This is a genomic window from Pseudomonas helleri (genome assembly GCF_009600315.1).
In the GTDB taxonomy this organism is placed as follows: Bacteria; Pseudomonadota; Gammaproteobacteria; order Pseudomonadales; family Pseudomonadaceae; genus Aquipseudomonas; species Aquipseudomonas helleri_A.
The window spans coordinates 1-21,318 of sequence record NZ_WIWC01000002.1; the positions used below are offsets into that span (position 1 = coordinate 1).

General features: G+C 57.3%; 22 protein-coding genes. 8 read left to right on the forward strand and 14 right to left on the reverse strand.

The features are described 5' to 3' along the window. The first annotated feature begins 310 nt into the window (after positions 1 to 310). On the forward strand, positions 311 to 1,540 hold the full coding sequence (locus GHN86_RS01315; protein ID WP_153382520.1) for an MFS transporter: 1,230 nt from the start codon (positions 311 to 313) through the stop codon (positions 1,538 to 1,540). Positions 1,541 to 1,620: 80 nt separating this feature from the next. On the opposite strand, the gene GHN86_RS01320 is transcribed toward GHN86_RS01315, so the two are convergent. The 3 genes from GHN86_RS01320 to glsA all read right to left on the reverse strand — a co-directional run bounded on the left by GHN86_RS01320 (position 1,621) and on the right by glsA (position 4,932). Further along, positions 1,621 to 1,893, reverse strand: coding sequence for a DUF3077 domain-containing protein (locus GHN86_RS01320; RefSeq protein ID WP_122785827.1), 273 nt, complete (start codon positions 1,891 to 1,893; stop codon positions 1,621 to 1,623). 483 nt (positions 1,894 to 2,376) lie between these two features. Further along, on the reverse strand, positions 2,377 to 3,963 hold the full coding sequence (locus GHN86_RS01325) for an amino acid permease (RefSeq protein WP_153382518.1): 1,587 nt from the start codon (positions 3,961 to 3,963) through the stop codon (positions 2,377 to 2,379). Positions 3,964 to 3,978: 15 nt separating this feature from the next. Further along, entirely contained in the window at positions 3,979 to 4,932 is a 954-nt protein-coding gene (glsA, locus tag GHN86_RS01330; RefSeq protein WP_153382516.1) for a glutaminase A, read from the reverse strand. Between the two features lie 171 nt (positions 4,933 to 5,103). Between glsA and GHN86_RS01335 the strand changes: the two genes are divergently transcribed. Continuing rightward, positions 5,104 to 6,501: a glutamate decarboxylase gene (locus tag GHN86_RS01335; RefSeq protein ID WP_153382514.1), complete on the forward strand. Its 1,398-nt coding sequence runs from the start codon at positions 5,104 to 5,106 to the stop codon at positions 6,499 to 6,501. A 43-nt stretch (positions 6,502 to 6,544) separates the two neighbouring features. On the opposite strand, the gene GHN86_RS01340 is transcribed toward GHN86_RS01335, so the two are convergent. The 8 genes from GHN86_RS01340 to GHN86_RS01375 form a co-directional block, all read right to left on the reverse strand. Next, on the reverse strand, positions 6,545 to 7,846 hold the full coding sequence (locus GHN86_RS01340; RefSeq protein ID WP_153382512.1) for an NAD(P)/FAD-dependent oxidoreductase: 1,302 nt from the start codon (positions 7,844 to 7,846) through the stop codon (positions 6,545 to 6,547). A 66-nt stretch (positions 7,847 to 7,912) separates the two neighbouring features. Beyond that, positions 7,913 to 8,086: a DUF3094 family protein gene (locus GHN86_RS01345; RefSeq protein WP_153382510.1), complete on the reverse strand. Its 174-nt coding sequence runs from the start codon at positions 8,084 to 8,086 to the stop codon at positions 7,913 to 7,915. Positions 8,087 to 8,140: 54 nt separating this feature from the next. After that, positions 8,141 to 8,668 (reverse strand): MOSC domain-containing protein, encoded by a 528-nt coding sequence (locus GHN86_RS01350; protein ID WP_323369564.1) that lies wholly within the window; start codon positions 8,666 to 8,668, stop codon positions 8,141 to 8,143. Next, positions 8,665 to 9,294, reverse strand: a complete 630-nt coding sequence (locus tag GHN86_RS01355) for a DUF1780 domain-containing protein (RefSeq protein ID WP_146384323.1) — start codon at positions 9,292 to 9,294, stop codon at positions 8,665 to 8,667. The genes GHN86_RS01350 and GHN86_RS01355 overlap by 4 nt, the downstream gene beginning before the upstream one ends. Positions 9,295 to 9,376: 82 nt before the next feature. After that, positions 9,377 to 9,580, reverse strand: a complete 204-nt coding sequence (gene yacG, locus GHN86_RS01360) for a DNA gyrase inhibitor YacG (protein WP_153382509.1) — start codon at positions 9,578 to 9,580, stop codon at positions 9,377 to 9,379. Then, a complete protein-coding gene (gene coaE / locus GHN86_RS01365; RefSeq protein WP_153386005.1) occupies positions 9,577 to 10,200 on the reverse strand; it encodes a dephospho-CoA kinase in 624 nt (207 codons plus the stop codon). Before coaE ends, yacG begins: the two co-directional genes overlap by 4 nt. Position 10,201: 1 nt before the next feature. Then, positions 10,202 to 11,062 (reverse strand): prepilin peptidase, encoded by an 861-nt coding sequence (locus tag GHN86_RS01370; RefSeq protein ID WP_153382507.1) that lies wholly within the window; start codon positions 11,060 to 11,062, stop codon positions 10,202 to 10,204. A gap of 2 nt (positions 11,063 to 11,064) precedes the next feature. Continuing rightward, complete coding sequence (locus GHN86_RS01375) at positions 11,065 to 12,282, reverse strand: type II secretion system F family protein (protein ID WP_153382506.1); 1,218 nt, start codon at positions 12,280 to 12,282, stop codon at positions 11,065 to 11,067. A 221-nt stretch (positions 12,283 to 12,503) separates the two neighbouring features. Between GHN86_RS01375 and GHN86_RS01380 the strand changes: the two genes are divergently transcribed. The 3 genes from GHN86_RS01380 (at position 12,504) to GHN86_RS01390 (ending at position 15,117) form a co-directional block, all read left to right on the forward strand. Continuing rightward, complete coding sequence (locus GHN86_RS01380) at positions 12,504 to 12,911, forward strand: pilin (RefSeq protein ID WP_323369563.1); 408 nt, start codon at positions 12,504 to 12,506, stop codon at positions 12,909 to 12,911. 215 nt (positions 12,912 to 13,126) lie between these two features. Then, positions 13,127 to 14,617, forward strand: coding sequence for a DNA-3-methyladenine glycosylase 2 (locus tag GHN86_RS01385; RefSeq protein ID WP_153386007.1), 1,491 nt, complete (start codon positions 13,127 to 13,129; stop codon positions 14,615 to 14,617). Between the two features lie 2 nt (positions 14,618 to 14,619). Next, on the forward strand, positions 14,620 to 15,117 hold the full coding sequence (locus GHN86_RS01390; RefSeq protein WP_153382502.1) for a methylated-DNA--[protein]-cysteine S-methyltransferase: 498 nt from the start codon (positions 14,620 to 14,622) through the stop codon (positions 15,115 to 15,117). A 1-nt stretch (position 15,118) separates the two neighbouring features. Here GHN86_RS01390 and nadC read toward each other — a convergent pair whose 3' ends face one another. Next, the gene (nadC, locus tag GHN86_RS01395) at positions 15,119 to 15,967 is read right to left on the reverse strand and encodes a carboxylating nicotinate-nucleotide diphosphorylase (RefSeq protein ID WP_153382500.1); all 849 of its coding nucleotides are present in this window, start codon (positions 15,965 to 15,967) and stop codon (positions 15,119 to 15,121) included. A 234-nt stretch (positions 15,968 to 16,201) separates the two neighbouring features. Here nadC and GHN86_RS01400 point away from each other — a divergent pair, with 234 nt between their 5' ends. The 3 genes from GHN86_RS01400 (at position 16,202) to ampE (ending at position 19,126) form a co-directional block, all read left to right on the forward strand. Continuing rightward, positions 16,202 to 17,647: a DUF1631 family protein gene (locus GHN86_RS01400; RefSeq protein ID WP_153382498.1), complete on the forward strand. Its 1,446-nt coding sequence runs from the start codon at positions 16,202 to 16,204 to the stop codon at positions 17,645 to 17,647. A gap of 82 nt (positions 17,648 to 17,729) precedes the next feature. Beyond that, a complete protein-coding gene (ampD, locus tag GHN86_RS01405; RefSeq protein WP_153382496.1) occupies positions 17,730 to 18,293 on the forward strand; it encodes a 1,6-anhydro-N-acetylmuramyl-L-alanine amidase AmpD in 564 nt (187 codons plus the stop codon). After that, positions 18,290 to 19,126 carry a regulatory signaling modulator protein AmpE gene (gene ampE / locus GHN86_RS01410; RefSeq protein ID WP_153382494.1) on the forward strand — a complete coding sequence of 279 codons (837 nt, stop codon included), beginning with the start codon at positions 18,290 to 18,292 and terminating at the stop codon, positions 19,124 to 19,126. The genes ampD and ampE overlap by 4 nt, the downstream gene beginning before the upstream one ends. Positions 19,127 to 19,201: 75 nt before the next feature. On the opposite strand, the gene GHN86_RS01415 is transcribed toward ampE, so the two are convergent. Further along, positions 19,202 to 20,020 (reverse strand): TatD family hydrolase, encoded by an 819-nt coding sequence (locus tag GHN86_RS01415; RefSeq protein ID WP_153382492.1) that lies wholly within the window; start codon positions 20,018 to 20,020, stop codon positions 19,202 to 19,204. Positions 20,021 to 20,022: 2 nt separating this feature from the next. Then, the gene (gene cra, locus GHN86_RS01420; RefSeq protein ID WP_323369560.1) at positions 20,023 to 21,018 is read right to left on the reverse strand and encodes a catabolite repressor/activator; all 996 of its coding nucleotides are present in this window, start codon (positions 21,016 to 21,018) and stop codon (positions 20,023 to 20,025) included. Positions 21,019 to 21,318: the final 300 nt, after the last annotated feature.

The following is a 21,318-nucleotide window of genomic DNA, read 5'->3' on the forward strand; positions in this document are numbered from 1 at the left end:
GTTAGCTCAGTTGGTAGAGCAGTTGGCTTTTAACCAATTGGTCGTAGGTTCGAATCCCACACGACCCACCATATCGCAAGACCAAAACAGCCGGTTTATCCTCAGGGATGACCGGCTTTTTTGTGCCTGCGATTTGATGATCTACCTCTTCGAGTGCGCACTAGCTGATATTCGACGGGAAGGATTGCCTAGTATGCTTCTCCCGCTTTAAATCAATAAGTGCTTTGCACTTGAAAATCCGTCAGGGCGATCGGCAGTTGGCGGCCGAGCGTAGGCAGGATGGGGCAATAAGCATCAAGGAGGAGCGCTCATGATGCGTGTCAAGGAACGTTTCTCAGCCTACAACCAAGTGCTGAGTGTGTTGCCTTTTCGCAAGCAGCTCATCGGTCAGGGGCTGTCGATGGCCGGCGATGCGATTTGTCTGGCGGCGCTGCCGATAGCGTTCATACGAGAAGGTTTGGGTGGCGGTGTGTTTGGCTTCGTCATGGCCGCAGTGGGTGTCGGAACAGTGATCGGTGCTCTGGCCGGGGGGATGCTTGCGGATCGCAAGTCGCCTAAACAAGTACTCATTTATACCGATACGGCCAGAGGAGTAACGCAACTTGCCGTCGTTGCGTTACTCATGACAGGGGCGCCTTGGGGCTTGATGGTGCTCGCCTACCTGATCTTCGGTATCGGCATCGGTGTTTCACGGCCATGCGCTCAGGTTCTGCTGGTCAATCTGCTGCCCAAAAAAGCTCTAGTGGCGGGCAACGGAGCGATGAACTTCATTGATAATCTGGTCGCCATTCTGTTTCCGGCCACGTTGGGCGTGTTCATCATTCTGTGGGAGCCGGTATGGGGAATACTGATCGATGGCTTGACCTTCTTCTGCGCTGCGATTTACACCGCTCAATTGCCGAATGTCGGCCATCATGAATCAGACGAAGAGTTCTCGCTGCGTGAGGCGCTCAATGGCGTCACTGTGGTTATCAATAACGCGACGCTGGTGCTGGGGTTTGCCGCGACGCTGGTGCTGAACGTTTTGTGTTTTCCGATTTTTCTGGTGGTTGCCCCTTACGCGATCAGTCATCGCTTCAGCGAAGAAATGTGGGGTTATTGCCTGGCCGCATCGGGGTTCGGCGCGTGTGTTGGCTCAGTCATCACCGTGCTGGCTTCGGGACATGAGCGACTGGTGGGGCTTGCGGTCATTTGCGGACTGTTTCTGGCGGGGGCCATGGCGTTGCTCGGGCTGGGTACGTTGGCATGGATGGCTATTCTGGGGGCGACATTCGTCGGTATCGTCGAAGCCTCCTGGCTCACGGGTTGGGCAACCGCTATGCAGACACTCTCCCCGGAGAAGGATCTGGGCAAAGTCGTGGCGGTAGATACCTTCGTCACCAGCGGCGCTCACCCCTTTATTTATATGGGCAGCGGTGTGGTCGGCGGGATTATCGGCTACTCCCAGGCCCTGACGCTCACCGCCGTTGTCAGTGCGGGCGCAATACTGTTGATTGTCCTTACGGCAATCCTGTTCTCTCCAAGGGTGTACCAGGGCTAGCGGCAGCCCGGGCACTGGCCTTGAGTGACCGTGAAGTGTAGCGATAGAGTTGCCCACGGTTTCGAGCTAAATCCACAGCGCTAGGGAACGTCTTGCAGCCCCAGGGTCACGTCATCAATGATCGCCTTCGCCATCTCGCTGAGGTAGTGCGACGCCCAGCGCATGGTTTCATGGCCATCGTCCATGGCGCCCAGATAAGAAAGCCTGTTGACGCAGTTCAACAGTAACGAGGCGTGTTGTAGGGCTTCTTCGCCCGAGACACCGGCAATGACGCTGAACAGGCGCTGGTTCTCAGCGTTGCATGCACCAAAGGTGGCGCCGCCAACGGTTTTGATCAACGGGGAGACGTTCATAGGTCACCTCGTTTTGCATCGAGATGTAGGGCTTTGGGCCGGTCGACAGTACGCGTAGGGCATTTTTTGAACGGATTGAGAGCGTGCATCTGGCATTACTCCTGTATGTGAGGAGCTACCACGGTTCGCCGCTAAACGAATAAGGGTGGCAGCTGTGCGCAGGTTAGCGGACCGGGCATACAGGACCCCGGCAGACCCGAAGGTCTCCCACGCACAGCCGCCATAAACAGATAGGCGGGCACAAAAAAGCGCCTGCTATCGGAATGGTGGGCGCTGTGCGCCTGTATGAACTCGGGCCGCTAAACCCGTTCGCTGATGTGCAGCGACGTCGGAAGGGTAACGCTTACTTAGTTAAAAAGTCGAGAGCTCCCGAATGCCATACGCCCTATCCATCATAAAAAAAAGCGTCCTTGCGGACGCTTTTTTATGCCTGCGTAAAACCCAGCCTGTGGTCACTGCCTCGGACAGCGACCACCTGACACCCTAGGTTGCCGCTGGCGCGGGAGGCGGGGTCGATGACGTCGTGCCGTTGCCTGCGGCAGCCGCGGCAGCAGCCTTGTCGTCTTCATCTTGCAAGTCTTGCAGCGCCGCTGAGTACTGGTCGGCTTCTGCCTTGGGCACCATCTGCCACGAAGGTTTGCGCACCGCATAGAAGATAAAGGGCGGTATGCCCGCGATGATCAGCCCGAGCAGCAATATCCCCGCGTATTCGAGGAACGGCATGCTGCTGAAACTGCTCGGTGGAATAAAGCCGAAGATCAGCGCCACGCAGGTCGAAAACAGACCCAGATAGCACCAGCCGTGCAGCCCTTTGAGCACATAGCCGCGTTTGACGTTGGGCTGAGTTTTGCGCAACTTCATGGCGGCCAGGAACATGAACACGTAAATGATCAGGTACATCAACGCGGCCATGGCACTGATCATCCAGAAGGCATCGGATACGTTGTCGATGAAGATATAAATCGTTGAAAGCAGGGTTACGATGATGGCCTGCAAGTACAGGATGTTTTTCTGTACGCCTTTTTTGTTCACTTGTTGAAAGATCGGCGGAAGCATGCCGGCTTTACCGACAAACAGCAGCCCCGTAGACGGGCCTGCCGTCCAGGCCAGCACGCCGCCCAAAGCACCAATAATCAACAGGATTGCCAGAATAGGCGTTGCCCACGGTATGCCGAAGCCTTCGAAAAAGGCGGAGTAGGCCTGAATGACGCCCGCGGTCAGGCTGGTCGAATCAGCCGGAACCACTATCGAAATCGCCACGGTCGGCGGGATGAACACCAGCAGAATCATGAAGAAGGCCAACAGGATGGCGCGCGGCATTTCTTTTTGCGGGTTGCGCAGCTCGCGGGCGTGAATGGCGTTCATTTCAATACCGGCGAACGCCAGGAAGTTACTCACGATCAACACCAGACCCGTGATGGCCCCGGTGAATTGATGCCAAAAGTCCTGATGCAGTTTATGTGCGCCCACTTGTGCGGTGGTGTGGGTGTCGAAAATGGTCGGAATCAGTGCGTCCCACGTCAGCGGGGTCGCCGATTTATGCCCCAGTACCAGCCAGGCCACGCCCAGCAGAACCAGGAGCGCCGCAGGCAATGCCGTGCCCAGCAGCATGAACCAGGAGGTCAATTTGGACAGGGCTGTCATGCCGTTAAGCGCAACAAAGGTCGATAGCCAATACAGGACGATGATCACCGCGGTGGTGAATACCCCGCTCTTGGCCAGCTCAGGATTGATCAGGTAGGCCAGCGTACTGGCGCCAAAGCCCAGCACGATGGGGTACCAGGTGACCACTTGTACCCACATGAACCACATGATGAAAAAGCCCGGTCGGTCGCCATATGCTTGGCGGACCCAGCCGTAAATCCCGCCGTTCCAGCCGGTGCCCAGTTCAGAGGCAACCAGTGACACCGGGATGAAGAACAGCAGCGCCGGGATCACGTAGAGAAACACCGAGCCCAGGCCGTAGACCGCCATGCTGGGCAATGAGCGGATGCTGGCAACAGCGGCAACCATCATGAAGCAGATGGTGAGCCACGACATGTATGTTTTAGCTTTGCTGGTAGTAGCCATGGATGTCTCGCTCCTTTACGCGAATTCGTGCAGCAGGCTCAGATTGAGCGTGCGGCTCAGGTGCTCGGCGGCCAACTGGCCGCGCACGCTGTTACCCGCCACATCCAAAGGCGGGGCAAAAGCGGCAATGGCGCACACGCCCGGCACCACAGCCAGAATGCCACCCCCGACGCCACTTTTACCCGGCAAGCCAACCTTGTAGTACCAGTCGCCCGTGGTGTCATACAGGCCATTCAAGGTCATCTCGGAAAGGATCGGCGCCACATTTTTCGCGGCCACAACACGCTTGCCGGTGATGGGGTTCACGCCGCCATTGGCCAGCGTCACGCCCATGGTCACCAGGTCATGGCAGGTAATCGACACCGAGCATTGGCGGGTGTAGACATCGCACACTTGCATCGGGTCGGCGTGCATGTACCCGTAGCTTTGCAACAGCCAGGCAATGCCGCGGTTGTGTTGATTGGTGTCGGCCTCCGATTGGTAAACCTCTTCGTTGACCGGCAGTTCGCGCCCTGCAAAAGCGTTGTAGGTGGTTTGAATCTGATCCCAGCGATCCTTCGCGTTGTCGGCCTTGATCAGGCTAACCGTGGCCATCGCACCGGCATTGACAAAGGGATTCAGCGGTCTGCCCTTGTGCAACTCCAGGGCAATCACCGAGTTGAAAGGCTCGCCGGTCGGGTCGCAGCCGATCTTGCTGCGCAAGACTTGGGGACCTACTTCATCCAGCACATGCGCCAGGGTAAAGACCTTGGAAATCGACTCAATGGCGAATGCGTAATCGGTGTCGCCCACTTCGGCATGGGTGCCATCGCAAAACATGATGCTGATGCCAAACAGGTTCGAAGGGACTGAGGCCAGGTACGGGATGTAGCTGGCGTTTTTGCCGTGATGGTTGCCGGAATACCGCTGGAGCGCTTCGTCCAGTGCCTGCTTGACCTCGTCGTTTAGGGTGGTGGGTCGTTGTTTCATGGTGCTCGCTCCGTGAGGACGTTGAAGAAACAAGACTATAGATCGGAAAATTTACGTTGATCGAAAATCGGACGGCAGACCCAAAAAGGTTGTCTATGCTGGCTTGGCCTGACCCGAGCCGCAGTTGATTAGGCAGGCTCCCCGGTTGACCCATACTCAAGGAGAGATCACATGGCCCTTCACCGTATCAAGAGCAATAAGGACATTGACCCCGTATTTGGTTCTTCTACGCTGGCGCACGCCGCAGCGGTCAAGTTGTTCCCAGAGGCTGAGCAATCGCCCCGTGAGGTGTATCAGCTGGTTCATGATGAGTTGTATCTGGATGGCAACGCTCGGCAGAACCTCGCCACCTTTTGCCAAACGTGGGAAGAGGATGAAGTCCACAAGCTGATGGACCTGTCGATCGACAAGAACATGATCGACAAGGACGAATACCCACAGTCCGCCGAGCTGGAAAGCCGTTGCATCCACATGCTGGCGGACTTGTGGCATTCCCCGGAAGCTGAGACCACTATCGGCACATCCACCGTAGGTTCCAGTGAAGCGTGCATGCTCGGTGGTCTGGCTGCTCTGTGGCGCTGGCGTGCAGCACGCAAGGCGGCAGGCAAGCCGACGTCCACCCCGAACATGGTCTGCGGCCCGGTTCAGGTGTGCTGGCACAAATTTGCCCGTTATTGGGACATCGAAATTCGTGAAGTGCCGATGTCCGAAGGGCACTGGTTCATGACGCCTGAGGACATGCTGGCGCGTGTCGATGAACATACGATTGTGGTGGTGCCGACCTTTGGTCAGACCTTTACCGGGCTGTATGAAACGGTAAAACCGCTGTCGGACGCGCTGGATGATCTGGATAAACGCACCGGGCTGAGCGTTGATATTCACGTCGATGGCGCAAGTGGTGCGATGCTGGCGCCGTTTTGCGCGCCGGATGTTCTTTGGGATTTTCGCGTCGCACGGGTCAAGTCCATCAGCACCTCGGGGCACAAGTTTGGCCTGGCGCCACTGGGGGCAGGCTGGGTGATCTGGCGTGACGTCAAAGAATTACCGGAAGGCTTGATCTTCCACGTGAATTATCTGGGCGGGGACATGCCAACCTTCGCCTTGAACTTCTCGCGTCCGGCGGGGCAAATCATTGCGCAGTACTACAACTTCTTGCGCCTGGGTCGTGAAGGTTACGAGCGAATTCATTCGGCGTGCTATGAAACGGCACAGTTTCTGTCCAGTGAAATTGTCAAAATCGGCCCGTTCGAAATGCTCTATGACGGTAATCCACAGCTAGGCATTCCCGCGCTGACATGGCGTTTGAAGCCGGGCGCAGAGGTGGGTTATTCGCTCTATGATCTGGCGGATCGGTTGCGAACACGCGGTTGGTTGGTGCCAGCGTATAGCTTGCCTGCGAACGCAGAAAAGGTGGTGGTGCAGCGGATTTTGGTCAAGCAGGGCCTGTCGATCGACATGGCCAAGTTACTGTTGGCTGACTTCAAGCGTGCGGTTGAGTTCTTCGATGAACACCAGCCTCATGGCTTCAAGGGCCGTGAAGGCGAGTCGGGTAACCACACCGGTCGTTAAACCCTGGCCCCGCAAGCCCATGCTCGCGGGGCCAAAAGCCGGCTTAATGCAGTTTCAGGCGCGGTTCTGTACCGCGTCCGATTCGGCTGCCCAGCATCAGCATCAAGGTACGGAACGTCCCGTAAAGCGCCATCTGGTGCATGCGATACAGCGAGATGTAGAACATTCGCGCCAACCAGCCTTCCAGCATGACGGTGCCCATCAAACTGCCCATCAAGTTACCCACCGCCGAAAAGCTCGACAGCGAAATCAGCGAGCCGTAATCGCGGTAGTGGTAGTCCGGTAATTGTGCTTTACCTTCCAGCCGCAGCTTCAGCGACTTGGCCAGCAGCGAAGCTTGCTGGTGAGCGGCTTGCGCGCGAGGCGGGACCATCTTGTCGCTGCCCGGTTGCGGGCACGCCGCGCAATCGCCAAAGGCAAAGATGTTGTCATCGCGCGTCGTTTGCAGGGTAGGGCGCACGACCAATTGGTTAATGCGGTTGGTTTCCAGCCCGGCAATGTCTTTCAGAAAGCCCGGTGCCCGAATGCCCGCCGCCCACACTTTCAAGCTGGCAGGTATTACTTGGCCGTCCTTGGTGATCAGACTGTCAGCCGTCACTTCGCTCACCGCGGCGTTGGTCAGTACGGTGACCCCCAGTTTTTCCAGGGTTTTATGCACAGGCCCGCCAATACGTTCCGGCAAGGCAGGCAACACCCGTGGACCGGCCTCGATCAGGGTGATGTGCATGTTTTCCGGCTTAATCCGATCCAGTCCGTAAGCCGCCAGCTCATGCGCGGCGTTATGCAGTTCGGCGGCCAGTTCAACACCGGTTGCCCCGGCACCCACGATCGCGACGCTGATTTGTTCAATGGCATCGGTTTGCCCGGCGTGCGCGCGCAGGTAGTGGTTGAGCAGTTGTTGATGAAACTTCTCGGCCTGTTTGCGGGTGTCGAGAAACAGGCAGTGCTCTGCTGCGCCCTGAGTGCCGAAGTCGTTGGTAGTACTGCCTACAGCAATCACCAGCGTGTCGTAACTCAGCTCGCGCGCAGGCACCAGCTCTTGGCCGTTTTCGTCGAGGGTCGCCGACAATGAGATCTTTTTCGAGTCGCGATCCAGACCGCTCATGCGCCCCAGCTGGAACTCGAAGTGGTTCCATTTAGCCTGAGCGACATAGTTGAGCTCGTCTTCCGAAGAGTTGAGCGAGCCAGCGGCCACTTCGTGCAGCAGCGGTTTCCAGATATGGGTCAGGTTGGCGTCGACCAGCGTGACGCTGGCTTTACCGCGCTTGCCCAGAGTCTTACCCAGGCGGGTCGCCAACTCCAGGCCGCCGGCGCCGCCGCCGACAATAACAATACGATGGGACATAGGTATCACTCACAAGGCTTGAAAAAAAATTCTGTGCCTGAGCGATCCGGGCGAGCGCAACGCAGCTCATAGCGCCAGATAACTCAGGAGGCGGCTCAAAAAGCCAAGGCCAATCACCACGATCACCACCACAGCAAGGAGCAGCCAAGGCCTGAAAGGCCGGCGCTCAACTTGATGTTGAGGAAGCAGCAGGTACTCTTCGACATGCTTTTGATCATCTGAGTTCAAGCGGCTGGACATATTTTGGGCCTCGTCCGATAGACGTTGCAGGCGGAGTTAAAGCTACAGCATTGATCAACCGGGATGAAATGAAGCATAGCCGTTGGGCCCCAGCGGCTCGACTCTTACTTGGTCGTCTAGACGAATGATGCCACTTTCTATTACCCGCGCCGTGATACCGCCGTGGCCGCGTACTGCCTGAAACGTCCCTTCACCCAATCGCTGCTCAAGCCGGGCGCAAGGCTGGCACCAGCCTGTGGTTTCGAAAATGGCCTGGCCAATCTTGAAGCGTCGACCTTTGAGGCTAAACAGGTTGATCCCGCTGATCACCAGGTTGCGGCGCAAGTCTTGCGCCAGTACGGGTTGATCGGGCGAGCGTCCCAGCAATGAGTTGATCACCGCCAGATGTTCCCACTGAATCAGTGTCACTTGTCGGGCATTGCGAGCGCCGGGCCGAGCATGGTCGCCGGTGAGTCCGGCTTCTCGCCGGGCTTCGACGGCATCCAGTTCCACCATATCGGCACGAGACTCGGGGCGCACGCCAATCCAGCGCACCACTCCGGTTTGCGGGACGGCCGCAATCAACGCTTGCAGTGGGCTCACAGGCTGATACCTACATCAAAAATAATGCTGCGGCCCAGGTTGTTGCGCAAAAAATCGGGTGCATCCGGTTGTGCGAACAGCACACGGGCGAAGGTCGGGCCGACCAACGACAAAGAGCGCCAGCCCATACGCAAGTATTCGGTCGGCGGCGGGAAGTGGCTGTTAAGGTCCAGAACCTCACGTTTGAGGCTGGAGAAGGCAATGATGTCCAACTGCCCCAGATCGATATCGCGCTCTAAATAGTTTTTGGCTTTTTTGTGCAGCGTCGGGCCCAGTCGTTGCAGCAGCTTGCTCGCAGGAATGCGTTTGGGGCGTGCTTCACGGCGCACCAGTTGGCTCAGGGAGTACGCGCTGCGCCGCCGTTGCAGCTCTTCGCGCCATTCGTCATTCAAGCGTCGACCTTCATCCAGCACAAAAAACACTTCGAAGCGCGCTTCGCCAAACAGAACATCCGGAGGTTCCTGGCTGGCGGGTGTGAAGTCCTCAGTGTGGTAAGGGACATTCAAACCCTGAAGCAGGCGCTGGCATACCCAGCGCTCACGCTCCCATTTGCGTGCATTGGATAGAAAAGCATTGGCTTGTTCGGCCTGGATCGTGAGCAGGCGCAGGTAATCTGAGTCGTCCATACAGGCACCTTAGCTTTGAAACAGGGGTTACTGATAGCCCGACGCCTATTCAGGCTGGTAGCCGCTACCCGACGCTCCCCGATTAATGCAGTCGATCAGGCAAGTCTTCGGAAAATAAATCATCTTCAGCATCCGGGCTTACCGGGATTTTATGTTCTTCACTGGCCCATGCGCCCAGATCGATCAATTTGCAGCGGTCGGAGCAAAATGGACGGAACGGGTTGCTGGGGTTCCATTCCAGGGGGGTGCCACAGGTCGGGCAGTCGATGGTCATAGGTTTGGTCATGGTTGGCCTCCGCGCAACGTTAAATAAAAATCATGCAGGCGCTCGACTTCGGTTTTGAGCGCCTCAAGGTCACGGTCATTGGTGAGCACGTCGTCAGCGTGGCGAAGGCGATCTTCGCGGCTGGCTTGTACCTTGAGAATGGCGTGTACCTGTTCTTCGCTGGTGTTGTCGCGTTTGAGCGTGCGCTGAATCTGCAACGCTTGTGGCACGTCGATCACCAGCACGCGTTGAGTCGTTGTGTATTGCCCGGACTCGATCAATAGCGGTGATACCAGAATGGCGTAAGGCGATTGGGCCTGTGCCAGATTGTCGGCGATTTCTTCACGAATCAGCGGGTGCAGCAGGGCTTCGAGCCAGCGGCGTTGCTCAGGGTCGCTAAAAATAAGCGCGCGCAATGCGCCACGGTTGAGCTGACCATCGGCTTGCAACACCTGCTCGCCGAAGTGTTCAGCAATTTGGCTCAGCGTCGGGCGCCCCGGTTCAACGACCCAGCGTGCCGCATGGTCGGCGTCAACCACATGGACACCCAACGCCGCAAAATGCTCTGCGGCAGCACTTTTGCCGCTGCCGATGCCGCCAGTCAGGCCGAGAATCCAGGGGTGTGCAGAAGGGGTATTCATTTCAACTCGAGAGCTGCCAATAGAAAGTGGTTATTTGATCACCCCAGAGCAATGCAATCCAGCCGGCAATTGCCAGGTAGGGGGCAAAGGGGATTTGAGTCGAGGTTTGCGTACGGCGCAAGGCCAGCATGATCACGCCCACCACTGCGCCTATCAGTGAGGCGAACAGCAAGGTCAGCGGTAATACCGCGATGCCGCCCCACGCCCCGATCATGGCCAGCAATTTGAAATCGCCATAGCCCAGACCGTCCTTGCCGGTCAGCAGTTTGAAGAGCCAAAAGATCGACCACAGGCAGCCATAACCCAATGCTGCGGCCCAAACCGCCTGCGACAGGCTGGTAAAGGTGTCGAAGCTGTTAAGCAGCAAGCCCAGCCACAGCAGGGGCAACACCAGCACATCAGGAACGATCATATGCTCCAGATCGATCAGGCAAATGGCGATCAATCCCCAGGTCAGCACGAGCATCCAGCCCGCTTGCGCACTGAAGCCAAAATGCCAGGCGATAAAGGCTGAAAATAATCCACAGGCCAGCTCGGTCAACGGGTAACGCGGGCTAATGGCTTTTTTGCACTCTGCGCACTTGCCGCGCAGGAACAGGTAACTGATCAGCGGGATGTTTTCCCATGCTCGCAAGCGGTGCTGGCAGTGCGGGCAATGAGAGTGGGGCAGCAACAGGTTATACACAGGGCCTTTATCGGGCGCGGGCAGGGCCAGGAACTCACGTGCTTGCGCCTGCCAATCTTGCTCAAGCATTTTGGGCAGGCGCCATACCAGCACATTGAGAAAACTGCCTACCAGCAGTCCAAGCACAAGCGCGCTGGCAATGAAGAGGTCGGGGTAACGGGTGAACAGGTCGATCATGCTCAAATTACTTGGCCTAGTTTGAATATGGGTAGATACATGGCGATGACAAGGCCGCCTACCATAACGCCCAATACCAACATGATGGCGGGCTCCATCATGCTGGTCAGGCTATCGGTCATTGTGTCGACCTCGTTCTCATAATAGGTGGCCAGATGGTCAAGCATGTTTTCCAGTGTGCCGGATTCCTCGCCAATGGCGATCATTTGAATCGCCATGTCCGGAAATACGCCGGTAGCAGCCATGGCGACATGGATCTGTGATCCCGCTGCCACCTGATGTTTGAGCGCTAGCACGGCATTTTTATATACGTTATTGCCGGTGGTGCCGGCGACAGCATCAAGCGCTTCCAGCAAGGGCACCCCGGCGGCAATAGTCGTTGCGAGTGTGCGGGCAAAGCGGGAAAGGGCCGACACGTGCAGCAGGTTACCGATAACGGGCATTTTTAGAAGCCATTTATCCAGGCGTTGACGTAACGGCTCGGAGTGTTTGTACCGATAGCGAAAGCCCGCCACCATCAGGCAAACCGATACCAGTAACCCTAATGCGTGGTCTTGAAGCACTTGGGATAACGCGATGACCCACAGAGTGAGGGCTGGAAGTTGGGCGTCAAACGAACTGAACACACGTTGAAATTGCGGCACGACTTCAAGTAATAAAATGGCGCAGACCATCACGGCCACGAGCAGGACGGCGATAGGGTAGGTCATGGCCTTTTTTATTTTCTTTTTCAGTGCCTGGGTTTTTTCTTTATAGGTGGCTATGCGTTCCAGCAGTACATCCAGGGCGCCTGCCTGTTCGCCTGCGTCGATCAAATTGCAAAAAAGGGCGTCGAAGTGCGCCGGTTTTTTACGCAATGCATTGGCCAGGCTGGTGCCTGCGCTGATGTCCTGTTTCAGGTCGTTCACCAGCTGGCGCATGGCCGGGAGCTCAACCCCTTCGGCGATAACGTTCAGGGCTTGTAACAGGGAAATGCCTGCTTTGATCAATGAGGCCAGTTGCCGGGTGAACAACATGATATCCAACGCCTTGATGGATGGACCACCGGGGCGCCCTCGATGCGCTTTACGTCGAATGTTGCGTGCGCTAATGCCTTGGCGGCGCAGTAGAGCGCGGATCATCGCCTGACTTTCGGCGCTGGTTTCTCCCTTGATTTCGGCCCCTGTGAGGTCTGTACCTTCCCACCGATACAGACGGGTCTTGACGGGTTGTGTAGGCATGCGGCTTGTCCTGGTGGCGCTGATGGCTCTTGCGAGCGCTGAACCAAAAGACTAGGTGCCGTTTCAGCCAGACCCTCCATTGGAGCGTGTCCAAAGGTGTCCGCGGAGCGGTTGTGGAGCATCGGCGGGCTAACCTTGATAGCCTGTGCGCCATTTTTGGCGGCTCAGAACGGCTATGGCATTTGGCCAAGGTGCCGCGTCTTTAATTTTGGAGATGACTTGTGAAACAACAAAAAGGCTTCACCCTGATCGAATTGATGATCGTGGTCGCGATTATTGGCCTCATCGCCTCTTTTGCATTGCCGGCGTACACCGAGCACACCATGAAGGCCCGGTTCGCAGAAGTGAATACCATCAGCAACACCTATAAAACGGCGGTAGCACTGTGCTACAGCGAGAGCAATGATTTGGCCGTATGCGATGCAGGCAGTCATGGCATTCCTGGCCCGGCCGATGCGACAGACAATCTGGCAGCGGGCATGACGGTGATTGATGGCGTGATTACCATGACCGGCACTCAGGCGGCCGGTGGCTGGACCAGCGTGCTGACGCCTGCCCTCAGTGAATCAGGCAGCACCCTGGTGTGGACACAAAGCGGTACGTGTCTTGAAAAAGGCGCCTGCAAGTAGCTTTGTAGTCGCTGACGAGGCACGAGGCTGCGATCGGCTGCGCAGCAGTCGTGAAGCCATTCAATTCGTTCATTCAAGAGGAGCGCATTGGCTGGGTTTACGAGGACGTCGTCCTCGATCGCAGCCTCGTTCCACTCGTCAGCGACTACAACAGTGGTATTTAGACGTCCGAAAATGGCGAGAATCGGTCAATGGCCAGTGCTATCGTGCGGGCTATGAACACATCCCAGAGTCTTTGCGTACCCAGCACCGCCGCCTGCGAAATCGCGCGTTTAAGCCGCGATTCGCGGTTCGACGGGGTGTTTTTTACCGCGGTGCTGAGTACACGCATCTACTGCCGCCCGGTGTGTCCGGCGCGCGCGCCCAAAGCAGAAAATGTGGTGTATTACCCCAGCGCCGCGGCGGCTCAAGCCGACGGCTTTCGCCCTTGTTTGCGCTGTCGGCCGGAGCTGGCGCCGGGTAATCCCTTCTGGCAGCAGGGTGAGCATTTGGTGTCTCGCGGCTTGAAGCTGATCAATGAAGGTTTTTTGGCTGATCACTCGCTGGAGCAGTTGGCCCAGCGCCTGCACGTCAGCGCCCGGCAAGTGCGCAGGCTCTTTGTTCAGCACGTGGGCGCGCCACCGATGGCGGTGCATGCCACGCAGCGTTTGCTGTTTGCCAAGCAACTGCTGACCGAAACGGATCTGTCGATCACTGAAGTGGCCTTGGCGTCGGGCTTTGGCAGTCTGAGGCGCTTTAATGCTGCCTTTGCCGAGGCCAACCACGCACCGCCAAGCACCTTTCGGCGTAGCCCCAAAGCACGGGCGGACAAGGCCTTGGTGTTGCGCTTGGGTTATCGTCCGCCCTATGACTTCCCCGCCTTGCTGGGTTTTTTGCAGACCCGTGCTCTACCGGGTATTGAGCAGGTCGATACGCACAGCTATCAGCGTGTATTCGATACGGGCGCCGCACCCGGCTGGTTGCGGGTCAGCGCCTGGCCCGGTGAACAGCACGCGCTGCAATTAGAACTGCTGAATGTGCCGCCGAGCCAAATGCTGGGCATCGTTACGCGGGTCCGGCGAATGTTTGATCTGGATGCCGATCCCCTTGCGATTGCCCGCACATTAAGTGCCAGCCCGGCGCTGGCGCCAGTCATCGAACGCTACCCGGGGCTGCGTCTGCCTGGGGGCTGGGACGGTTTTGAAGTGGCGGTGCGGGCGGTGTTGGGGCAGCAGGTTAGTGTGGCGGCAGCGCGCACGTTGGCCAGCAGGATTGTGCAGCGGTTCGGGGTACCCATCGAATCTCCGTGCGCGGCCCCTCTGGATCGCTTGTTCCCCGGCCCGGCGCAACTGGTTGATGCCGATCTGGGGCAGATGGGCATTACTCAGGCGCGCATTGATACGATCAAAGGGATTGCCCGCGCCTTGATCGAGGGGCGGGTGGATTTTGCCGTGGAACAACCGTTGTCGGACTTTATCGAGCGTTGGGTGCAACTGCCCGGCATAGGTGACTGGACGGCGCATTACATCGCCATGCGCGTGCTCAAGCACCCCGATGCTTTTCCTGCGGCGGACTTGATCCTGCGCCGTGAGGCCAACCCTCAAGGCGGGCCATTGACGACCAAAGCGCTGCTATCGCTGGCCGAAAGCTGGCGGCCGTGGCGAGCCTATTCCGTGATGTATTTATGGCGCGCTGCCACCGACTCGGCAGCGGCACGTAAGAGGTAATCATGAGTCAGATTTATTTCGATCAAATGCCATCGCCCATTGGCCCGCTGTTTTTGGTGTCCGATGATGAAGGATTGCGTGAGGTGCGTTTCGAACTGGAAAAGCGCCCGCACGAGCCGTTGCACGACTGGGTGCATTCAGCGCAAAAGCTGGCACAGGTTCGTCACCAGCTTGAAGCGTATTTCTCGGGAGAGTTGCAGGCTTTTGATCTGCCGCTCAAGCCACAGGGCACTGAATTTCAGCAATCAGTGTGGCGGGCGCTGACGACCATTGCGTACGCCGCAACCACCAGCTACGGGCAGCTTGCGCAACAGCTTGATCGGCCCACCGCCTCACGAGCGGTGGGTGCTGCGAACGGGCGCAATCCGATCCCGATTATCATCCCGTGCCATCGTGTGATTGGCAGTAATGGCACGTTGACCGGGTTCGCTGGCGGGTTGGCCGCCAAGCAGTGGTTGCTTGAGCATGAAATGAAATGCCAGGGGTTCGCGCTGATTTAGCTTACAAACTCAAACGCATCGACAAATCCACGGCTTTGACATCCTTGGTCATGGCGCCAATGGAAATGTAGTCCACTCCGGTTTGGGCAATAGGGAGGAGGGTAGCTTCGTTGATACCGCCGCTGGCTTCCAGTTTGGCCTTGCCTGCGTTAAGGCGCACGGCCTCGCGCATATCGTCCATGCTCAGCTCGTCGAGCATGATGATGTCTGCCCCGGCCGCCAGCGCTTCCTTGAGTTCAGAGAGGCTTTCCACTTCAATTTCCACGGGTTTTCCCGGTGCGATTTTGTGCGCGGCAATGATGGCCTGCGCAATGCCGCCGCAGGCTGCAATGTGGTTTTCCTTGATCAAAAAGGCGTCGTACAGGCCGATGCGGTGATTGTGGCAACCGCCGCAGGTCACGGCGTACTTTTGCGCAAGACGCAGACCCGGCAAGGTTTTACGGGTGTCGAGCAATTTGACCTGAGTACCGGCAACCTGATCGGCCAGCAACTGCGCGTGAGTCGCGACACCGGACAACAGTTGCAGAAAGTTAAGAGCACTGCGTTCTCCGCTGAGCAGAGAGCGGGCCGGGCCTTCAAGGTGAAAGAGTATTTGGTTCGGGGTTACACGCTCGCCATCGGACACTTGCCAATGCACTGCAACACGCGGGTCCAGCTGACGAAACACGGTATCGACCCACGCGGTTCCGCTAATGACAGCCGCTTGGCGCGTAATGATTGAGGCTTTTGCCAGGCGCTCGGCCGGGATCAGCTGTGCAGTGATGTCGCCGCTGCCGAGGTCTTCGGCTAACGCACGGCGCACGTTGGCTTCGATTTCGGCAGTGAGGTCGGCCAGACGTAAATTCGGCATAACGAGCTCCACAAACAAAGTGCATCGATTATAGAGGCATGCCGGGAGTGAACCCAAGGTGCGTGCGACACAGAGGGTGAATGGCGACAACTGTGCGTTTTTTGGCACTTTGAGGTTTTATTCAATCACTGATGCCATGATGTGAAGAGTGTGCTGGCACAAGCGGCATGATTTACAAGATAATCCGCCTTCTATTTGGCGTCATGGCTTTGACGCGCAGGCCTGGAGGGCGGGATGCACATTGACGGGAAAGGGGAGGCTCCACAATGGGCCTCAACGGAGTTAGCGACGCACTCGCCGCTCACCCGCTTGCCCGTGATCCTGTCACAGGTGCATGACAAGGCGGCGCAGCAACTTAAGCAACAGTTGCAGGTGCTGTTTGATAACGCCGATAAAGCCCTGTTCGAGATGGCCGACAAAGCCCGGAGCAATGCGCAGCAAAGCCTGTTTTTCGAGGCCATGCGCGACCTGCGGCTTAAGCGCAAGAATATTGAGCGTGGTTTTCTCTATCGTCTGTTTAAGGCCTTTATCACCCTGACCCAGCCCACGGCCACTGAGCCAACCTTATTGGGCAAGGGGCTCTTCCCGACTGTATGTTCGTTGCTGGGCGATGATGTTGCCCGTGCCCAGGCAGTCAATTCGATGGTGTCCCGAGTGCTGATTCGCGACCATCGGGCTTTGTGCCATTTGACTACGCGATTCAACACCTTGAGCTGGATGAGGCTGGATGAACAGAGCAACCCTCTGGGACCGGCGATGTTGTGTGAGTATTTTCTGCAAGCCGAGCGCGACCAAGGTGTCGACATCAAAGTCAAACTGATCACGCTGCAGTTATTCGAACATTACCTGCTCAGGCATACCGGGCATCTGTATGCCGACGCCAATCAGTTATTGATCGCCACGGGTGTATTGCCCAACCTCTGCGCGATCACGTCGGATTACCCTCAGGATGTTCCAGCTTCGGGGGCATATGCCTCTCAGTTGGTGGGCCAACTGTTCGAATACATCAGCGGCGATCGCAACCTTTCGCCGTCGCTTAAAAAGCTCATCGCCCAAGTGCAGCAGCCCATCCTCAGGATCGCGCAAATGGACCAGAACTTTTTCAGTTCTGACAGCCACCCGGCACGGCGCTTGCTCAATCTTATGGCGCAGGCCGCCATCGGTTGGGACGCGAGCCTCGATTGCGAAAATGACCCGCTCCATGCCTGCATTGAGCACGTCGTGCAGCAGTTGGCTGCTCATTCAGGGAGCAGCCCTGAAGCGCTGGAAACCGTGCTGCAGAATTTTCTGGTCTTTACCCATGCCCAAAGAGCGCGCGTCGAAGTGCTTGAGTTGTCCATCAGTGATGACCTGTGCGCGTCTCCTCAGCAAGTGCCGACAGAACCCTTTACCGGAATGGACGAGCAGGATCACCTGGGGTTGTTGCTGGTCAGTCAACTGCGCATCGGCAGTTGGATCGAAATCAAGGACGGGCAGGGTATCTGCCAGCGCTGCAAACTGATTGCGATCGTCGAACCTGAAGGCCGGTATGTTTTTGTCAACCGAAGCGGTATTCGGGTGGAGGAAAAAACCCGTGGCGAGCTGATTGCACAGCTGCGATGCGGTGCGATTGAATTGCTGGACGAAGGTCTGTTATTTGACCGGGCACTGGCGTCGGTCATCCACAGTCTGGCGCATTAAAGCGAGCATGGCAGATTGCTGCCCATCCGCGTGCGCATCGCGGCATACTGCGCCTTTGGTTTGAGCTGTCGAAGGAGGCTGTATGCTGCTGGACCCCGCTAGCGGTTGGTTTGAAGGCGTATGCCATTGCCCGTCGCCCAATTTCAATGAGCGCCCTGATGGCGAAATCTCCTTGTTGGTTATCCACAACATCAGCTTGCCACCCGGCCAGTTTGCCACCGGAAAGGTTCAGGCGTTTTTTCAGAACCAACTGAATGCCACCGAACATCCATTCTTTGAAAGCATCCGTGAATTGAAAGTCAGTGCGCACTTTCTGATTGAACGGGATGGCAAAATCACGCAGTTTGTTTCATGCCTTGATCGCGCTTGGCATGCAGGTGTTTCAAGTTTTGAAGGTCGTGAGACGTGCAACGACTTTTCGCTGGGCATCGAGCTGGAAGGCACCGATGAGCTTCCGTTCACCGATGCGCAGTATGACGCCTTGATTGCTTTGACCTTGCAACTGCAAGGGGCTTATCCAGCCATTACTGTGCAGCGGATATGTGGCCACAGTGACGTGGCCCCCGGGCGTAAAACAGACCCGGGCCCTAAGTTTGACTGGCAGCGCTATCGCGGTGTGTTGCAGCACAGAGGAGAGATGCAATGAGTTTTGTGGTGTTACTGCTGGCGATTGTGATCGAAAAGTTCTCAAGTTTGCGCCAGCGTTTGCAGCGTGATGGGGGCTGGCTGCGAGAGTTGCAGTCAATGGAAGCCCGCCCGAAGTTCGCGAACCGTCCCTGGCTGGTACTGGCCATTTTGATCCTGTGCCCGGTGGCCCTGCTGGCCTTGTTGCTGTGGGTGCTCGACCCTGTGGCCTATGGTCTGTTGGCGCTGCCCGTGCATGTGCTGGTGGTGATTTACAGTTTGGGCAGAGGTGATATCCAGGCGGGGTTAGGGCCTTTTCGAGACACCTGGCGCCGTGGCGACTTGCAGGCGGGTGCTCATGTTGCGGAGCGTGACATAGGTGTTAGCGCTGAAAATGGCGAGCAATTACTGGAAAAGGTGCAAAGCCATTTGCTGTGGCAGTCGTACCAGGGGTTTTTTGCGGTGATTTTTTGGTACTTCCTGCTGGGGCCGGTGGCGGCCTTGAGCTATCGCTTGCTGGCGCTGGCAGCCGAACAAGGCAAAAACCCGGAGTTGGTTGAACGCGCGCAGCAACTTCGCCATGCCTTTGACTGGGTGCCGGTGCGGTTGCTGGCGGCCAGTTTTGCGTTAGTGGACAATTTCGCGGCCGTGGGCCGGGTGATGTTGCATGAGTTATTGAATTGGGACATTAGCGCCGAGCAGTTGATCAACAAGGCCGGTTGTGCGGCGGCAGAAATCGCGGCCCCGCAGACGGGGCCTGAGGGTGTGGAGAGTCTGGACACACTGTGGGCTTTGCTGCTGCGCGCAGCGTTGTTGTGGTATGCCGGTTTTGCGGTGTGGACGTTGTTGCTCTAAACGTCAAAAGCCCCCTCACCCTAACCCTCTCCCGGAGGGAGAGGGGACTGACCGCATGCGGTTTCAGATTTAACATCATTCTGCTCCCTCTCCCTCTGGGAGAGGGCTGGGGTGAGGGTTCCATCCAAACACCTCACACGCATTCGCAGTCGTCGCCTCAGCCAACTGCTCTTCACTGACGCCCATGACCTGCGCCAGTGCCCGGCATATAGCCGGAAGGTGCTGCGGGCTGTTGCGCTGGTGGGCAAACATGGCGGGCGCCATGTCCGGAGCATCTGTCTCCAGCACCACGGCACTGAGCGGCAAATCAGCCATCACCCGGTGTAATCGCAAGGCCTGCGGCCACGTCCCGGCACCCCCCAAGCCCAATTTGAACCCCAGCTTTATATACTCGCGCGCCTCTTCCCGACTCCCCGCAAACGCGTGAATAATCCCGCCGCGTTTCAGGCGAAAGCGTTTAAGTGTCGCAATCACCTGCGCATGACTACGCCGAACATGCAGCAAGGCTGGAAGGTGGAAATCGGCCGCCAGTTGCAACTGCGCTTCAAACAACTGTTGCTGACCCTCGCGATCGAGTTCGGGTAGAAAGTAATCCAGGCCGATTTCACCCACGGCACACACTTGTGGATGCCCGGCCAGCCTACTCAGCCAGTCGCCCAGCTCAGTGACATGTTCGGCCCGGTGCTGCTTGAGGTACACCGGGTGCAAGCCAAACGCGGCAAACAGATGAGGGTCTGTTTGCACCAGGTCCCACAGCCGATGCCAATTACCTTGATAGACCCCCAGCACCACCATTTGCTCGACGCCCAAAGCCCGACTGCGGCTCAGCACGTGTTCGCGATCAGCATCGAAGTCCGGGAAGTCGAGATGGGTGTGGGTGTCGATCAAATGCATGTTCAGGCCTGATGAATGCGCTGTTTGAACACGCGGGCAATGGCGTGGATGCCGGGTTCATAGCGTTGTTCTTCAATGGCCGCCAAGGCAAGGTCCAACGCCTTTTCAGCAATCATTTGATGTTGCTGGCCCATGGCATTGACGGGCAATGGCAGAAAGTCCAGCAACTGCGTGTCACCAAAGGTGGCCAGACGCAACGGCGGTTTATGTTCTGGATGCTCCAGCAGCGCATCGAACATGCCTTGCAGTAACACGTACGAAGTGGTCACCAGCGCATCGGGCAAATGCCCAAGACGCTCCAGCAACTCGTCGATAATGCGTCGGCCACACTCACGGCTAAAGGCGCTGCCGTGTTCGATCAGAATGTCGCCTTCAAAGCCCTCCAGGGCTTTTTTGAAGCCCGCCGCCCGCGCTTGACTGACGCTTAGCTCAGGACGAGCGCCGATCAAGGCGATTTGTCGCGGTATGGGCTGTAACAGGCTGCGGGTCAATTGCAGGCTGGCCTCGCAGTCATCGCTGATCACCGAGCAAAAGCGCGCCGGGTCCAGCGTGCGGTCAATAGCAATAATCGGCATGCCCAGCTCTTGCAGGTTGCGGTAGCTGTCGTCTTCGGCGGGCAAGCAACTGGCGACGAACAAGGCATCGCAGCGGCGGGCACGAAACAGTTTGAGCAACTGCCGCTCGCTGTCGGGTGCATCGTCGGAACTGGCGATCAGTAACTGGTAGCCACGGGCACGGGCGCCTTTTTCCAGCTGCTTGGCGATACGCGCATAACTCGGGTTTTCGAGGTCGGGGAGGATAAACCCCAATGTGCGTGTGTGCCGACTGCGCAGCCCGGCCGCTTGCGGGTTGGGGGTGAAGCCATGCTCTTCAACCACCGCGCGCACGCGTTCGACCGTGGCGCTGCTGATGCGCTGCTGCTCGGCCTTGCCGTTGATGACGTAGCTGGCAGTGGTAACGGATACACCTGCCAGTTGAGCTATATCACTGAGCTTCACGCCGAAAATTCCTTATTTTTTGTAGTACATATCAACATTTTCGCCAATCCTACCCGATTGTGGCAGTCGATCATCGTCTGCCTTGCATGCACGGTATTTTTTTGAGTCAGCGCAGGCGCACGTCAAACAATGCGACAGGTTGGGCTTCAAGCGGGGGCAATTATGCAGTAACGTGCCGTGCATTTAGGATTAAACGTTTCAGCAAGCGTGTTTAATAGGGTTTCCCACAAATGATGTGCTTGCCACACATCGGCCCATGCGGTCTGGGGCTAACGACCTAAGCTGACCTCATTCAAAACA

Excerpts from the sequence above, each read along its gene's own strand:
- GHN86_RS01315 (WP_153382520.1), top strand. The coding sequence starts at position 311 with ATGATGCGTGTCAAGGAACGTTTCTCAGCCTACAACCAAGTGCTGAGT.
- GHN86_RS01320 (WP_122785827.1), bottom strand. The coding sequence starts at position 1,893 with ATGAACGTCTCCCCGTTGATCAAAACCGTTGGCGGCGCCACCTTTGGT.
- GHN86_RS01325 (WP_153382518.1), bottom strand. The coding sequence starts at position 3,963 with ATGGCTACTACCAGCAAAGCTAAAACATACATGTCGTGGCTCACCATC.
- glsA (WP_153382516.1), bottom strand. The coding sequence starts at position 4,932 with ATGAAACAACGACCCACCACCCTAAACGACGAGGTCAAGCAGGCACTG.
- GHN86_RS01335 (WP_153382514.1), top strand. The coding sequence starts at position 5,104 with ATGGCCCTTCACCGTATCAAGAGCAATAAGGACATTGACCCCGTATTT.
- GHN86_RS01340 (WP_153382512.1), bottom strand. The coding sequence starts at position 7,846 with ATGTCCCATCGTATTGTTATTGTCGGCGGCGGCGCCGGCGGCCTGGAG.
- GHN86_RS01345 (WP_153382510.1), bottom strand. The coding sequence starts at position 8,086 with ATGTCCAGCCGCTTGAACTCAGATGATCAAAAGCATGTCGAAGAGTAC.
- GHN86_RS01355 (WP_146384323.1), bottom strand. The coding sequence starts at position 9,294 with ATGGACGACTCAGATTACCTGCGCCTGCTCACGATCCAGGCCGAACAA.
- yacG (WP_153382509.1), bottom strand. The coding sequence starts at position 9,580 with ATGACCAAACCTATGACCATCGACTGCCCGACCTGTGGCACCCCCCTG.
- coaE (WP_153386005.1), bottom strand. The coding sequence starts at position 10,200 with ATGAATACCCCTTCTGCACACCCCTGGATTCTCGGCCTGACTGGCGGC.
- GHN86_RS01370 (WP_153382507.1), bottom strand. The coding sequence starts at position 11,062 with ATGATCGACCTGTTCACCCGTTACCCCGACCTCTTCATTGCCAGCGCG.
- GHN86_RS01375 (WP_153382506.1), bottom strand. The coding sequence starts at position 12,282 with ATGCCTACACAACCCGTCAAGACCCGTCTGTATCGGTGGGAAGGTACA.
- GHN86_RS01385 (WP_153386007.1), top strand. The coding sequence starts at position 13,127 with ATGAACACATCCCAGAGTCTTTGCGTACCCAGCACCGCCGCCTGCGAA.
- GHN86_RS01390 (WP_153382502.1), top strand. The coding sequence starts at position 14,620 with ATGAGTCAGATTTATTTCGATCAAATGCCATCGCCCATTGGCCCGCTG.
- nadC (WP_153382500.1), bottom strand. The coding sequence starts at position 15,967 with ATGCCGAATTTACGTCTGGCCGACCTCACTGCCGAAATCGAAGCCAAC.
- GHN86_RS01400 (WP_153382498.1), top strand. The coding sequence starts at position 16,202 with ATGCACATTGACGGGAAAGGGGAGGCTCCACAATGGGCCTCAACGGAG.
- ampD (WP_153382496.1), top strand. The coding sequence starts at position 17,730 with ATGCTGCTGGACCCCGCTAGCGGTTGGTTTGAAGGCGTATGCCATTGC.
- ampE (WP_153382494.1), top strand. The coding sequence starts at position 18,290 with ATGAGTTTTGTGGTGTTACTGCTGGCGATTGTGATCGAAAAGTTCTCA.
- GHN86_RS01415 (WP_153382492.1), bottom strand. The coding sequence starts at position 20,020 with ATGCATTTGATCGACACCCACACCCATCTCGACTTCCCGGACTTCGAT.